At 73.4% G+C, this 14070-nt stretch carries 10 protein-coding genes; 1 reads left to right on the forward strand and 9 read right to left on the reverse strand.

The window, feature by feature from the left end; all coding sequences use genetic code 11:
- On the forward strand, positions 1-141 hold a 141-nt coding region (locus tag ABEB28_RS32960; protein WP_345732352.1), incomplete at its 5' end, for a response regulator transcription factor.
- A gap of 103 nt (positions 142-244) precedes the next feature.
- Here the strand turns inward: ABEB28_RS32960 and ABEB28_RS32965 are convergent.
- From ABEB28_RS32965 to ABEB28_RS33005, 9 genes are all read right to left on the reverse strand, one after another.
- The gene (locus tag ABEB28_RS32965) at positions 245-664 is read right to left on the reverse strand and encodes a pyridoxamine 5'-phosphate oxidase family protein (protein WP_345732168.1); all 420 of its coding nucleotides are present in this window, start codon (positions 662-664) and stop codon (positions 245-247) included.
- A 97-nt stretch (positions 665-761) separates the two neighbouring features.
- Entirely contained in the window at positions 762-1775 is a 1014-nt protein-coding gene (gene adhP, locus ABEB28_RS32970; protein ID WP_345732169.1) for an alcohol dehydrogenase AdhP, read from the reverse strand.
- A 36-nt stretch (positions 1776-1811) separates the two neighbouring features.
- Positions 1812-4574: a bifunctional acetate--CoA ligase family protein/GNAT family N-acetyltransferase gene (locus ABEB28_RS32975; RefSeq protein WP_345732170.1), complete on the reverse strand. Its 2763-nt coding sequence runs from the start codon at positions 4572-4574 to the stop codon at positions 1812-1814.
- 158 nt (positions 4575-4732) lie between these two features.
- The gene (locus ABEB28_RS32980) at positions 4733-7270 is read right to left on the reverse strand and encodes a cation-translocating P-type ATPase (RefSeq protein ID WP_345732171.1); all 2538 of its coding nucleotides are present in this window, start codon (positions 7268-7270) and stop codon (positions 4733-4735) included.
- 77 nt (positions 7271-7347) lie between these two features.
- Positions 7348-8325: an Acg family FMN-binding oxidoreductase gene (locus ABEB28_RS32985; RefSeq protein WP_345732172.1), complete on the reverse strand. Its 978-nt coding sequence runs from the start codon at positions 8323-8325 to the stop codon at positions 7348-7350.
- A gap of 111 nt (positions 8326-8436) precedes the next feature.
- Positions 8437-9408: an Acg family FMN-binding oxidoreductase gene (locus ABEB28_RS32990; protein WP_345732173.1), complete on the reverse strand. Its 972-nt coding sequence runs from the start codon at positions 9406-9408 to the stop codon at positions 8437-8439.
- On the reverse strand, positions 9405-9734 hold the full coding sequence (locus ABEB28_RS32995) for a hypothetical protein (protein ID WP_345732174.1): 330 nt from the start codon (positions 9732-9734) through the stop codon (positions 9405-9407). Before ABEB28_RS32995 ends, ABEB28_RS32990 begins: the two co-directional genes overlap by 4 nt.
- Before the next feature lie 65 nt (positions 9735-9799).
- Entirely contained in the window at positions 9800-11302 is a 1503-nt protein-coding gene (locus tag ABEB28_RS33000) for a bifunctional aminoglycoside phosphotransferase/ATP-binding protein (RefSeq protein ID WP_345732175.1), read from the reverse strand.
- 74 nt (positions 11303-11376) lie between these two features.
- Positions 11377-13986, reverse strand: a complete 2610-nt coding sequence (locus ABEB28_RS33005) for a cation-translocating P-type ATPase (RefSeq protein ID WP_345732353.1) — start codon at positions 13984-13986, stop codon at positions 11377-11379.
- Between the last annotated feature and the right edge of the window lie 84 nt (positions 13987-14070).

Below are 14070 nucleotides of genomic sequence, written 5' to 3' on the forward strand. Positions count from 1 at the left end.
ATCGGCGAGGAGATGTTCCTGGCCGAGAAGACCGTGAAGAACTACGTCTCCAGCTTGCTCTCCAAGCTCGGCTTGGAGCGACGAACCCAGGCCGCGATCCTGGCGACGAAGCTACTCGGGCCCGGCGCGTCCAGCGCCTGAAGCCCCGAACTGGCCCCGGGACCGGACTCCGGGCCCGCCGAGGCGGCGAGCTGCGTACCGGGGGCGTGAGCGAGGACGATGGAGGCGCCGACGAGGTAGGACGTCAGGCCAGGACGCAGCCGGTGACGCGGTCGGTGGCGATCCGGATGAAGTGGTCGCGACCGTCGCCGACCCAGGAGCGCAGTGGGAGCTCGGCGATACGCCGACGCTCAGCGGGGTCGGTCACCTCGGCGACGCGTCCCACGACGGTGACGCTCCAGCCGGTCCGGGCGGCCTCGTCGATGCGATCGGCGTGGAACGCGAGGACGGCTCCTTCGGCGACACGAGCGAGTGCGGAGCCGGTCGCCACCCGGATCACCACCGCGTCGCCGTCCAGCCGAAAGTTGACCGGAAGAACGTCGGGCAGTGCCCGGTGGGTGAACACGACCTGCCCGACCGACACACCGGCCAGCAACGTGAGACTCTCGCCGCGGTCGAGCACGACGAGGCTTCGGGGCGGGGAAGGCGTCGAAGACTCTGCCACTCCCCCAGCGTGCAGAGCGCAGCGCGCTTCCCCCAGAGTCGAAGGTCCCGCGCCGCGGGTCTCGGGCCGCGGCGCGGGACGTCGGGGGCGCCCGCTGTCAGAAGCGGGTGAAGACCAGCCGCGCCGGGACGTCGCCCGCGAGCACCTCGTCGAAGGCCGCGTTGACGTCGTCCAGCGCGCGGGCCTGCGTGATCACCCGGGTCCGGCCCAAGGCGTGCAGCCCGAACACCTCGGCCAGGTCCTGCCGCGTGCCGACGATCGATCCGATCACCTGCTTGCCGTGCAGAACGGTGTCGAAGATAGGCAGCTGGATCGCGCCGTCCTTGGGCAGCCCGACCAGCACGAGCCGGCCGCCCGGCCGCAGGGAGGCCAGCGCGGCCTCGGCGGCTGCGGAGCTGGCGGCCAGCACGATCGCCACATCCGCGCCGCCGAGTTCCTGGATCGCCGCGACCGGATCGGTCGTGGCGGCGTTGACCGTGTAGGTGGCGCCGAGGTCCTTGGCCAGCTGCAGCTTGTCCTCCCGGACGTCGACGCCGACAACGGTGCCGCCGACGATCGACGCGTACTGCACGGCCAGGTGCCCCAACCCGCCGACGCCGACGACGCTGACCAACTCGGTCGGCTGGATTCCGGCGACCTTGACCGCCTTGTACGTGGTGACACCGGCGCAGGTCAGCGGGGCGGCGTCGATCGGGTCGACTCCCTCCGGCACCAGCACGGCGTAGGAGGCGTCGGCGATCGCGTACTCGGCGTAACTGCCGTCGATCGAGTAGCCGGTGTTCTGCTGCGCAGCGCAGAGCGTCTCGCGGCCCGAGATGCAGTACCGGCAGTGCCCGCAGGCGTGGCCGAGCCAGGGCAGCGCGACCCTGTCCCCGAGCGCGACCGAGTTCACTCCCGGGCCGACGCCGGTGACCACTCCGACGCCTTCGTGTCCGGGGACGAACGGCGCGGTCGGTGTGACCGGCCAGTCGCCGCGAGCAGCGTGGATGTCGGTGTGGCACAGCCCGGACGCTTCGATCCGGACCAGGATCTGACCGGGGCCGGGCTCGCGAACCGGCAGGTCACGGATCTCCAGCGGGGCACCGAGGGCGGGCACAACGGCGGCGCGCATAGCGGCCTCCTTCTCATCAGGGGGATGGCGCGGGGTTCAGCCCAGCGCTCGGGCGTAGTCGTCCGCGACCGGGTCACGGCGCGGCGGACGGCCGTCGGGAAGAGTTCGGTGGCAGCGCACGGCGATGTCCACAGCCGTCAGACCGTGCTCGTCCACCAGGAGTGGATTGAGGTCGAGTTCGGCGATCTGCGGAGCGATCGCCGTCAGCCGGGCCAGTCGGTCGAGGACGTCGGCGACCGCTGCGCGGTCCAGGGGCGGGCTCCCGCGGTGCCCGCGCAACAGCGGCGCGCACCGGAGTTCGTCCAGCATCGCGAGGGCCGAACCGGCGTCCAGCGGGCAGGTGGACAACACCTTGTCCGCGAGGACTTCCTCGTGGACACCGCCCGCGCCGACCAGGACGACCGGCACGCCGCCCTCCGGCGCGACGAGGCCCGCGGTCAGCTCGAGATGTCCGGTGGCCATCGTCTGCACGAGGAAGGCGTCGGAGCCGGTGTTCCGGCTGATCGTGGCGGCGGCCGCGGCGACGTCCGCCGGCGTGCGTAGCCCGATCGCCACTCCGCCCCGATCGGTCTTGTGAACGAGGCCGGGCGCGGCCGACTTGAGGACGACCGCGGTTCCGAACTCGCCGGCGGCACGGACGGCGTCGTCGGCTCCGATGACCGGCACGGTGCGGCAGGCAGGGATTCCGACCAGGTCGAGCAGCCGGAACGCGGCCTCCGCGTCCAGCCATCCGTCGTCCGATCGTGGCGCGGTGGCCACCAGCTCCGCGACTGCGGCCTCGTCGAAGCCGGGGACCTCAGCGGGTAGGTGGGGCCAGGAACGCCACTCCGCGAGGCTTCCGGCCCGGGCGACGGCGCGGGCCGCGGATTCGCCGAACGGGTACCAGGGCACCGTCCCGCCGCGGGGCGGCTCCGCGCCGAGCAGGACACCCGCCGTCGGGACGTCGGGGTAAGCGCCGGCCGCCCACTGGACGGCGTCGACGACAGCGGTGACGGGCTGCGCGCGGGTCACCGCGTGCAGCACCACGACGGCGTCCACTTCACCGGAGGCCAGCAGCGTGGCCAGCGCGGAGAGATAGGCCGTCGGGGACGCCTCGGCGCCGAGGTCGACCGGATTGGACACAGCGGCGGCACCCGGAACCTCGCGCCGTAGCGCGGCGACGGTCGCTTCGCTCAGCTCCGGCACCCGAGCACCGGCCGCTGCCGCGGCGTCCGCAGCCAGGGCACCGGGGCCGCCTGCGTTGCCGACGACCCCGATTCGTGTTCCAGCGGGTACCGGTTGGGTGGCCAGCAGAGCGGCGACGTCGAGCAACTCCTCGGTGGTCTCCACCGCGAGCACACCGGCGTCGCGGAACAGAGCGGTGGTGGTTGCATCCGGGGTGGCGGCCGCGGCGGTGTGGGAAGCCCCGGCTCGGGCGCCGGCGGCGGAGCGCCCGCTGCGGAGCGCGACGATCGGTTTGTGCTCCGCGATGCGGGCCGCGATCCGTCGGAACCGGCGCGGGTTGCCGATCGACTCCAGGTACAGCGCGATCACCCGCACGCCCGGCGCGTGCTCCCAGTAGAGCAGCGCGTCGTTGCCGCTGACGTCGGCCTTGTTGCCGAGTGAGAGGAACTCCGACACCACGAGACCGCGGCGAGCTGCCGCGTCCAGGACGGCGATGCCCAGCGCTCCGGACTGGGAGGCCAGCCCGATCCCGACGCCGTCCGGCGCCTCGGAGGTGGTGCCCGTCCGCAAGTCGGCGAAGGTGGCGTTCAGCCGGATACTCGGATCCAGGTTGAGTACACCGAGGCAGTTGGGGCCGACCAGCCGCATCCCGTAGCGATGGGCGACGGCGACGAGTTCCTGCTCGGCCGCCCGTCCACCGATCTCGGCGAAGCCGGAGGACAGCACGACGGCTGCGCGCACACCGGTCCGGCCGCACTCGGCCAGCGCGGCGGCGACCTGCCCGGCCGGGACCGCGATGACCGCGAGGTCGATCGGCTCCGGGACGTCCGCGACCGCGGGATAGGCCGGGACCTCTCCGATGGTGCTGCCCGGTGCCACCTTCTGGTTGACCGCTGCGAGCCGGCCGGTGAACCCACCGGCGAGAAGATTGGTCAGGACGGAGCGGCCGACTCCACCCGGCTGCCGTCCGGCGCCGACGACCACGACGGATCGGGGCGCGAGGATCGGGGTGAGGGAGGCAGCGTCCGCACGCCGCTCACGCTCGGCGACCGCGGCGGCCAGCACCGCAGTGCCGGTCAGATCTACGGTGACCTGGACCGTCGAGGCGTCCGGACGTCCGGTCGACACGGTGAAGCCAGCGTCGGCGAACACCGCCATCATCGCTCGGTTCTCGGTGAGGACATCGGCGGTGAAGCGGGTGATCCCGGCGCGCCTGGCCGCCGCGGCCAAGTGCTCGAGCAGCAGAGTGCCGATCCCGGCATGGTGGAGCCGGTCGGTCACCATCAGCGCGACCTCGGCTTCGGGCGGACCGTCCGCCCGACGGCTGTAGGAGTCCGGCGGCTCGGCGGACGCCACCCCGAGGATTTCGTCGTCGCGGACCGCGACGAGCGCCAGATGGCCGTCGTCCGGGTGCGCGAGGTGCTCGGCGTACTGCCTCGCTGCGGTGTCGCCCACCGTGAAGAACCGCATCCGACGGCTGGTGCCGGATGCGTCGACGTGCAGGCGCCGCAGACCGTCGGCGTCCTCCGGGACGACCGCCCGGACGAGCACCACGGTCCCGTCCGCGAGCAGCGCGTCGACCGGCGCCACGTCGAACTCCGGGTGGTGGTCGAGCCCCCAGTCGGTGCTGGTCACCGTGTACCTCCCGCAGTCGGTTGTCTGGCTCCAGTTCATCGCGGCGCGGACGGCGAGGCACGGGCCGGAGGCACTCGGCCGTCGGGCCTTTGGTCCCGGCTACGCCGGACACGTCGCGGGCCCGGCCGATCGGCCGGGCCCGCGTGGAGCGGGTGCGGTCACCCGTTCCGGGAACGGTGGCGGGCGACGAGGAGGTCGAGCTGGGCCACGACCGCGGGTACCAGCGAGGCGGCGAGGACGATGCCGAGCTGACCGCCGGTGAGCGGTTCGGTGCCGAGCAGGGTGTCCAAACCGGGCAGGTAGATCCCGGCGAGCATCAACGCGGCGCTGCTGGCCACGGCGGCGAACAGCAGCGGGTTGGTGCGGAGCGGGACCCGCCAGAACGGCCGGCTGTCCGAGCGGGTGGTCAGCGCGAGGCTGAGCTGCCCTCCGGCGAGGGTGAGGAAGAGCATCGTCTGCCACGGCGCCTCAGCGGCATGTGCCCAGGCCGCCACCGCAAGGGAAGCCGCGGTGATCGCGGTGGCGTACAGCAGCACCTGCGCGGACGTCCGGCGGGTGAGCACGCCCTCGGACGGGGAGTGCGGCGGCCGCCGGAGCAGGTCCGGTTCGGCCTCCTCCGCGCCGAGCGCGACGCCGGGTAGGCCGTGGGTCACCAGGTTGATCCACAGGATCTGCGCGGGCAGCAGCGGTAGCGCCATGCCGAAAAACGGCGCGATCAGCATCACCGCGATCTCGGCGACACCGCCGGAGAGCGCGTACCGGATGAACCGGCGGATGTTGTCGAAGACCCGCCGGCCTTCGGCCACCGCGGCGACGACCGTCGCGAGGCTGTCGTCGGTGAGGATCAGGTCGGCGGCTCCACGCGCCACGTCGGTGCCGCGCCGCCCCATCGCGACGCCGACGTCGGCGGCCCGCAACGCCGGGGCGTCGTTGACGCCGTCACCGGTCATCGCGACCACGTGGCCCTTCTCCCGCCACCGGCCGATCAGGTCGAGCTTGGTCGCCGGGTCGGCGCGGGCATAGACCAGCGGTCCGACGTCGGCGTCGTGCCCGACCCGGTCCGGCGCGTCGAGAACGCCGGTCTGCCGGGCGATCGCGTTCGCGGTGCCGACGTGGTCACCGGTGATCATCACGGTGGTGATGCCCGCTTCGTGCGCGATCCGGACGGCGTCCGGCGCCTCGGGACGGACCGGGTCGGCGAGCGCGACCAGCGCCAGCACGCGCCGGTCGGCGTCCGGCCCGCGCCGGTCGGCGTCCGGCCCGCGGCGGACCACCGCCAGCATCCGGCGGCCGTCACCCGCCCACTCGTCGGCGACCGTCCGCGCCTCGGTTTCCTGCGGGAGCAGGACAACTTCCGGGGCGCCCTTGGTGAGCGTGAACGTGCCGTGCGTGGTGCTCATGTCCCGTCGGTCGGCGTCGAACGGCACGACGCCGGTCCGCGGGTTCGCCGCCCGGACGGCCGCGACGTCCAGCCCCGCGCGCACGGCGCCGTCCACGAGGGCGACCTCGGTCATGTCGCCGCCCGGTTCGCCGGGGATCGCGTCCGAGCAGAGCACCGCCGCTTCCAGCAGCTCGCGCGGCTGATCCGGCAGCGGCGCACCGTCCAATGCGTGCTCGCCGTCACTCGGTGTCCAGACCGCGACCGCCGCCATCTCGCCGGACGTCAGCGTGCCGGTCTTGTCCGACGCCAGCACGGTGACCGACCCGAGCGTCTCGACCGCGGGAAGCGTCCGCACGATCGCGCCCTTCCGCGCCATCCGGCGCGCGGCGGCCGCGAGCGAGAGCGCCACCACCGCGGGCAGCGCCTCCGGAATCGCGGCGACCGCCAGGCTGATGCCGGTGATCACGACCAGCTCCCAGTCCTGGCCACGCAACAGGCCGAGCGCCGCGACCAGCAAGCAGGCGACGACCGCGACGACCGACAGGATGCGGCCGAGCCGGGCGAGCCGCCGCTGCAGCGGCGTCACCGGCGTCTCCGCCTGCTCGAGCAGCACCGAGATGCCGCCGATCGCGCTGCGGACGCCGGTCGCGACGACGACCGCGGCCGCGCTGCCGTGCACCACGAGCGTCCCGCCGTGCGCCATCGAGCTCCGATCGCCCACCGGCGTACCGACGCCGCCGGTCGGCTCGGCGCTGCGCGTGGAGGGCAGCGCCTCGCCGGTCAGCAGCGCCTCGTCCACCGTGAGGTCGTTCGCCTCGACCAGCCGGGCATCCGCGCCGACGATGTCACCCTCGGTGAGGATCAGCACGTCACCCGGCACCAGATCAGTGGCGGCCACCTCGAGGACGTGCGCGTCGCGCCGCACCCGGGCCGACGGTGCCGCCATCGCCCGCAGCGCGGCCACCGCACCGAGCGCGCGGCGCTCCTGAATCACTCCCACAGCCGTGTTCACGACGATGACCAGCAAGATCACCGCCATGTCCGCGAAATCCCCGGTCAGCGCGGTGAGCACGGCGGCGGCGAGCAGAACCAGAATCATCGTCTCGCGCAGCTGGGCCAGCACGGAGGCGAACAGCGAGCGGTCCTGCTCGGTCGCGATCACATTCGGACCGCTCTCGGCCAGCCGCCGCGCAGCCTCACCGGCGGTCAGGCCGGTCACCATGTCCACGCCGAGCGCCGCGGCCACGTCGGCGGCGCGGGCCGCCCAAGGGCTGTCGAGGGGCGTCGTACCGATCACTGTGCTGCGGCTGTCCACCGCGGATACCTCATTTCGGTCGCTGGCTCCTGTTCCGGCACGCTGTGGCCGGGGCGAGGCTTCCACCGGGAACGGTCCTAGCGGTCGGTGTCGATGACGTCGCCCGCGGCGCGGCGGGGCGTTGGTGGCGCGGCCTCATCCGTGGCCGGCACCCCGATGCGCAGCGCGGCCTGCGCGTTGCCGAGGTTGTCCAGCAGGCGGTGCAGCAGAGCCCGGGACGCGGGCACTTCGACGACGTCGGTCATCGGCGAAGCGGCCAGACCGGACGCGGTGGTCTCCAGCAGCACCGCGCTCATCGCCTCACCCGCGGCCAGCCAGTCGGCGGGCGTGTCGTCGGTCGTCCACAGCACCAGGTACCGGGCACCGCCGTCATGGCCGGGGCCGGGCAGCAGGCCCTCGGCGCCGGCCGGGAAGAACGACCGGAGCGGAACCTTTCGCGGCGTGGGCGCCACCGCGGTCGCCGGTGTGACGCCGTCGCGGGTATCCGCCGGGCGGTGCGTCCACTCGGCCAGCTCGGCCTGGTAAGCGGGGTCGTCCGCGTCGAGCTCACCGGCGCGCGCCGCGGTCACCTGGAAGCGCACGAGCGAGTCGGCGTGCAGCTCGGCCAGGTAGACACCGCGCGCCTCGGCGCCGGTACGCAACCGGTCGATGACGTCATCGGGCACCGCGGTCTCGGCGAACGGGCGACGGTCGGTGTGCCGACGCGAGATCGCGTCCCGGAGCCTGACGTCCGCCGGCTCGGTAACCCCGGCCAGCGTGATGCGCGCCAACAGGCCCCGGTCGCTCTCGTCAGGCAGCCGCTCGACGCTCGCTCGACGCCCTTCGGCCGCGAGCGCGACCAGCGCGTGATGGAGCGCTAGGCCGCAGCTGATCGTGAGCATCCGCCCCATCGGGTCGGTCACGGCCAGCTGCCGACTCCGGTCGGTGCGCAACTCGAGTGCGCTGTCCCGGACCTCCCAGCGCCACGGCTGGGTATTGAAGATCGACGGTGCCAGCAGCGCGGTCGCCGCGGCGTCGCGCAAGACCTCTTCGCTGGTGTACATGCTGTTCGACATAGCAGCCGGTCCCCTCGGCTCGTTGGTGTCTTGCACCTTCAGCGTCCGTTGGCGGCGGCCTGTCGGTCAGGGCCGGAAGTCCTGAACCGTCCCGCCGGGAGACCCAATCGGTTAGCTCTCGCGCTCCGGCAGCACCACCTCGTGCACCGGGCGACGCGGAGTGGGACCGTGCGCCAGTCCGTAACCGACCCGCAGGACCATCTGGGGTATGCCGCTGCCGCAGAGCGCGCTCAGCCGGGCACGGACGGGATCCACCTCGATCGGCTGCGAGTACAGCGACGAGGTCAGCCCTGCGGCGGTGGCACGGAGGAGGACGTGCTGCAAGGCCTGCCCGGCGCGGAGTTCGTCGTAGCTTCCGGCGCCGCTACTCGTCAGGACGGCCAGGCACGGATCGCTCTCGTAGCGGCGGGGTGCGGTGCCGCCGAAGTCGCGTCGCCGCAACCGCTCGTCCGGATGCGGTCGTCCCGCGAGGCGATCCTCCCGGATGCCGTCCGCGCCGCCCTCCGGCCCGCGGGTCCAGGCGTGGCGCTCGGCCGCGTACCCGACGCGACGCTCGAGCTCCTCGTCCGCTGCACGGACCAGCTCGATCACCTCACCGGCGGCCCGCGGGTCCAGCACGGTGAGCCGCGCCGCCTCGTCCTCGGCCGCTCGGGCCAGCGCGGTGAGCGTGCTGGCCGGCACCGCCGTATCGAGGTAAGGACGCCGGTTGGTATGCCGTCGCGGGATCGCAGCCGCGAGTTCCCGCTCCGCCGGAGTCGCCGGTTGCTCAACCGCCGGGCGCACCCGCACCAGCAGGTGCTCCTCGTCCGGTTCGGGGAACGACTCCGCCTCGGCGCGCCAGCCGAGCAGCGCGTAGCCCAGACGGACGTTGTACGCGGCCGCGCCGAGCGCGATCCGCAGACCCCAGCCGGACGGGTCGGTGGCCGGCAACGTCCGGTCGGGGTCGACGAAGATCTCCACCGCGTCGCGGTGCCGGCGGAACCGCCACGGCTGGGTGTTGTGCAGCGAGGGCGCTCGCGTGCCGAGCGCGACCAAGTCGGAGAAGCGCTCGGCGTCCAGCAGCGTCACCCCGGAGCCGGTCATGACGACGTCCTCGTGGCGAGCAGCTCCGGGTCGTGCGGGTCGGGCAGCAGCTCCACCCGCGCCGGATGTCCTTCGGCGCACAGCGCAACCAGCGCGTGATCCAACGCCGCGCCACAACTCACGATCAGCATCCGGCCCTCCGGATCGACGGCGGCCAACCGGCGCCGCGCATCGACCCGCAGGTCCAGCGAGCGCGCGTGCACGGTCCACCGCCAGGGCTGGGTATTGAGCACCGAGGGCGCACGCAACGCCGCAGCGGCCGCCTCGTTGAGAACCGCGCTCAGCGGCCGGGTCATCGGACCGCGCGCGGCGAGTGTCTCCCTCATGGCGCTACTCCCTTCGGAGGGTCGGATCGCTCATCTCCAGAGTGCGGCTCGGCAGGCATCTCCGGTCAGGGTCGCTGGGCCGTGACCGGGGGACGTTGGTCCCGCCGGTCGACGGTTCGCCCGACCCGATGAAGCGCGGCGGCGATCGCGTCGGCGGGAGTTCGATCCGTGTGGACTACCGACGCCTCCGGCCACGGCGCGAACTCCGCGGCCAACCGGGCGGCGATCTCCGGGGTCGCATCGGACGGATCGCCGGAGCGGTGCGCGATCCGCTCGGCGGCGACCGCGGCCGGGGCTACGCAGTGCAGCTCGACGAGCGTCGCGCCGGCCCGGGACGCGACGACTCGCGCGGCGTCCCGCTGGACGGCGCCGGCCCAGCTCGCGTCGAGCACCACCGACTCGCCGCGCCGCAGCGCGTCGACCGCTCGGTGGAGCAGCGCGTCGTACGCGGAGGAGGTCCGGCCGGGCTCGTAGAGTCCGGTCCGCCACGGCGCCCGGCCGTCGGCCTCCGGCGCCAGGCCCGCCGCCTCCTTGCGCATGCGGTCGGACCGCAGCAGGACCGCGCCGAGCGCGTCCGCGAGCCCGCCGGCCACCGTGGACTTGCCGACGCCCGGCAGCCCGCCGACCAGGATCAGCCGGGCCTCGGCGGCCCGCAGGTGCGTGAGCCCGATGCCGAGCAGCCGGGTGACGTCCGCGGCCCGGCCGGTGTCCCCCTGCTGCCAGCGCAGGCTCGCGACCTTCGCGCGCATCACCGCCCGGTAGGCCACGTAGTGGTGCTCCAGCGAGGTCACCCGGGGCCCGCCGGTGAACTCGGCGAACCAGCCCAGGAACCGGGCCGCGGCAGCCGGGGCGCCCAGCCGCTCCAGGTCCATCGCGAGGCAGGCCGCGTCGTCGACGCCGTCCACGGCCCGCAGCGCGTCGTCGAACTCCAGGCAGTCCAGGGCGCGGGGCCCGTCGTCCAGGCAGAAGACGTCGTCGGCGAGCAGGTCGCCGTGGCCGTCCCGGACCCGGCCGGACGCCACCCGGTCGGCCAGCAGATCACCGCGCCCGTCGACGTAGCGCAGCGCCCGGTCGGCGATCTCGTCGAGCACCACCGGATCGGCGATCGTGCCTCGGAACGGCTCCAGCCCGGCCAGGTTGTCCGTCCAGCGCGTCCGGAGCGCGGCGGGCGAGCCTTGGGCGTCGATGACCGCCGAGCGTCGCGCGGTGGCGTGGTGGGCGGCGAGCATCCGGGCCAGCGCACGCAGCGGTCCGTCCCCGTCCTCCCCGGCCGCGAGCAGCGCCGAGAGGCGCCGGTCGGTCGGCATACGGCGCATCACCACCAGCCAGTCGCACGGCCGACCGTCCGGCCCGTGCACCTCCGCGACACCGAGGTAGACGTCGCGCGCGAACTGGCGGTTGAGTTCGACTTCCCGGTGACAGGCGTGCCTCCGCGACTCGGGCGTGCGGAAGTCGACGAACCCGAGGTCGAGCGGCTTCTTCAGCTTGTAGGCACGGTCGCCGGTGAAGAAGACGACGCCGGAGTGCGTCTCGGCGACGGCGGCCGGTTGCTGCGGTATCTCAGCCATGTTCACAGTCAACGGGCCACGAAGGCCGGCGGGGGACGGGCGGAGGCCACCCGATGCTGGGACCTTCGTCCCGGTCAGCCGCGCGCCCGAACGCGACCGACCCAGCGGTACAGCTCGTCGGCGCCCCAGACGATCGGTGGGAACGTGCAGAGCAGCGCGAGTGTCCAGCCGTCCAGCGGGGCCGTGCCGAACACGGATTGCAGCGGCGGCAGGTACACCAGCGCGGCGGTGAACACCACCTCGAACACGATCCCGATCAGCAGCAGCCGGTTGGTGAACAGTCCGGCCGTGAACAGCGAGACCCGCTCGGTCCGGGATGCGAACGCGGTCCCGATCTGGCAGGCGACGATCGCCGCGAACGTCGCGGTGGTGGCCTCCAGGTACGCGGAGTGCAGCGGGGAACCGGCTCCGGTCTCCGCCCCCGGCGTCCAGCCGGCGCGCCACAGCACCGAGAAGAACGCGAGGAGGGCCAGAGCCGCGGACACCGGGCCGAGAACCGCCCAGGCACGGATCAGCATGCGCCGGGTGACGACGCCTTCCTTGCGGCGCCGCGGTGGGCGGTCCATCAGGCCCGGCTCGGCCGGTTCGCGGCCCAGCGCGAGCGCGGGCAGCGTCTCGGTGCCCAGGTCGATCGCGAGGATCTGCAGCACGGTCAGCGGCAGCGGAATCGCTCCCCCGGACAGCGCGAACAGCAGGAAGGGAACGATCTCCGGCACCGCGTGGGCGAAGATGTAGAGGATGAACTTCCGGACGTTGTCGTATACCCGGCGTCCGGCCTCCACCGCCCGGACGATCGTCGCGAAGTCGTCGTCGGTGAGCACCATGGTGGCGGCTTCCCTAGCGACGTCGGTGCCCGAGGCACCCATCGCGATGCCGATGTCGGCACGGCGTAGGGCCGGGGCGTCGTTGACGCCGTCACCGGTCATCGCGACCACCTCGCCGCGCCGGGACAGCGCATCGGCGATCCGGAGCTTCTCCTCCGGGGTGGCGCGCGCGAACACGACCTCCCCGTCGGCCTGCAACAGGTCGGCCAGCTCCTCGTCGCTCATCGCGGCGAGCACGTCTCCGGTGACCACCGCAGAATCGTCGTCCCCGATCCCGACGGAGCGAGCGATCGCCGCACCGGTCAGCGGGTTATCGCCGGTCACCACGTGGACGCGGATGCCCGCACCGTGGCAGGTCTCGACGGCGGGCGCCACCGACGGGCGGGCCGGGTCGAGCAGGCCAACCAGGCCGCAGAGGATCAGGTCACGCTCGACCGCGTCGCGATCGGCCGGCACCGTCGCGCCCAGCGGACGGCGCGCCACCGCGAGTACCCGCAGCCCGCGCCCGGCCAGCTGCGCGACGACGCTCTCCGCGGTGGCCCGCTCGGCCGCGGTGAGCCGGCAGAGCGGCAGCACCGACTCCGGCGCCCCCTTGCAGGAGACCTCCCGGCGCTCGGTGCCGCGGTCGATGGTCGACATACGTCGCAGCCGCGGATCGAAGCGGTGGACGGCGATCCGCAGCGCCCCGCGCGCGGGAACGTGCGTGCGCGCGAACCGCAGCAGTGCCAGCTCGGTCGGGTCGCCGGTGCTGTGGTCGCCGTCGAGGGTGGCCTCCGTACACCGGCCCAGCACCTCGGCCAGGGCGGCGACGTGCCCATCGCCGGGTGGGATCTCCGACGCCGTGCGGATGTCCACGTGGGGTGTCCACAGCTGGTGTACCTGCATCCGGTTCGCGGTCAGCGTCCCGGTCTTGTCCGTGCAGATCACCGTCGTCGAGCCGAGCGTCTCCACCGCGGAGAGCCGTTTCACCACGGCGCCCGCCCGCGCGAGGGAGCGGACCCCGACCGCCAGGGCCAGCGTGATCGTCGGCAGCAGCCCTTCGGGCACGTTCGCCACCAGTAGGCCGACCGCGAACACCAGCGCCGCGGAGAGCGACAGACCGGCGAGCAGCCCGAGTGGCAGGAACGCGACGCCCACGCCGATCGCGACGGCTGCGATCAACCATGCGACCTTGCGGACTTGCTGTTCGAGTGGGCTGTCCTTGCGCTCGACGCCTTGGGAGAGCGTCGCGATCCGGCCGATCTCGGTGGCGGATCCGGTCGCGAACACCACGGCCCGGCCGCCGCCGCCCGTGCACTGGGTGCCGCGGAACACCGCGTCCGGCACGTGCAGGAGTTGCGCGTCAGGATCGGACTCCCCAGCGGTACGAACCACCGGCACCGACTCGCCGGTCAACGCGCTCATGTCGACCTCTACCGCACCGTCCAGCAGCCGGGCGTCGGCGGGGATCGTAGCCCCTTCGTCGACCAGGATGACGTCGCCGGGCACGATCTCCACCGCGTCGACCTCGACCCGGTGACCGTCCCGCAAGACGTGAGCCTGCGGCGGCAGGAACGCCGCGAGCGCCTCCACCGACCGTTCCGCCTGCTGCTCCTGCCAGAACGCCAGTGCCGCGTTGAGCAGGACGACGGCGACGATGGCGACCGCGAGCGGCGGAGTACCGGAGAGCCAAGCCAGCACCGCCGCGCCCCACAGCAGCAGCGCCAGCGGGTGGATCAGCTGCCGGACCAATGCGCTGGCCCATCCAGCGCCGCGCTTCTCCGGCAGCGCGTTGGGACCGTACTGGGCGCGGCGCCGCACCGCTTCCTCGACGCTCAAACCACTCGGCCGTGCTCGCAGATCGCGCAGCAGGGCCTGCATGCCTTCGCGCGGATCCCGGACGGGGGCCGACACACCAGGTGCGGCGATCGCCGGAGTGGTGTGGTCCTCGCTGATCTTCACGGT

Origin of the sequence: Cryptosporangium minutisporangium (assembly GCF_039536245.1) — a bacterium.
GTDB lineage: Bacteria > Actinomycetota > Actinomycetes > Mycobacteriales > Cryptosporangiaceae > Cryptosporangium > Cryptosporangium minutisporangium.

Excerpts from the sequence above, each read along its gene's own strand:
- adhP (WP_345732169.1), bottom strand. The coding sequence starts at position 1,775 with ATGCGCGCCGCCGTTGTGCCCGCCCTCGGTGCCCCGCTGGAGATCCGT.
- ABEB28_RS32985 (WP_345732172.1), bottom strand. The coding sequence starts at position 8,325 with ATGTCGAACAGCATGTACACCAGCGAAGAGGTCTTGCGCGACGCCGCG.
- ABEB28_RS32990 (WP_345732173.1), bottom strand. The coding sequence starts at position 9,408 with ATGACCGGCTCCGGGGTGACGCTGCTGGACGCCGAGCGCTTCTCCGAC.
- ABEB28_RS32995 (WP_345732174.1), bottom strand. The coding sequence starts at position 9,734 with ATGAGGGAGACACTCGCCGCGCGCGGTCCGATGACCCGGCCGCTGAGC.
- ABEB28_RS33000 (WP_345732175.1), bottom strand. The coding sequence starts at position 11,302 with ATGGCTGAGATACCGCAGCAACCGGCCGCCGTCGCCGAGACGCACTCC.
- ABEB28_RS33005 (WP_345732353.1), bottom strand. The coding sequence starts at position 13,986 with ATGCAGGCCCTGCTGCGCGATCTGCGAGCACGGCCGAGTGGTTTGAGC.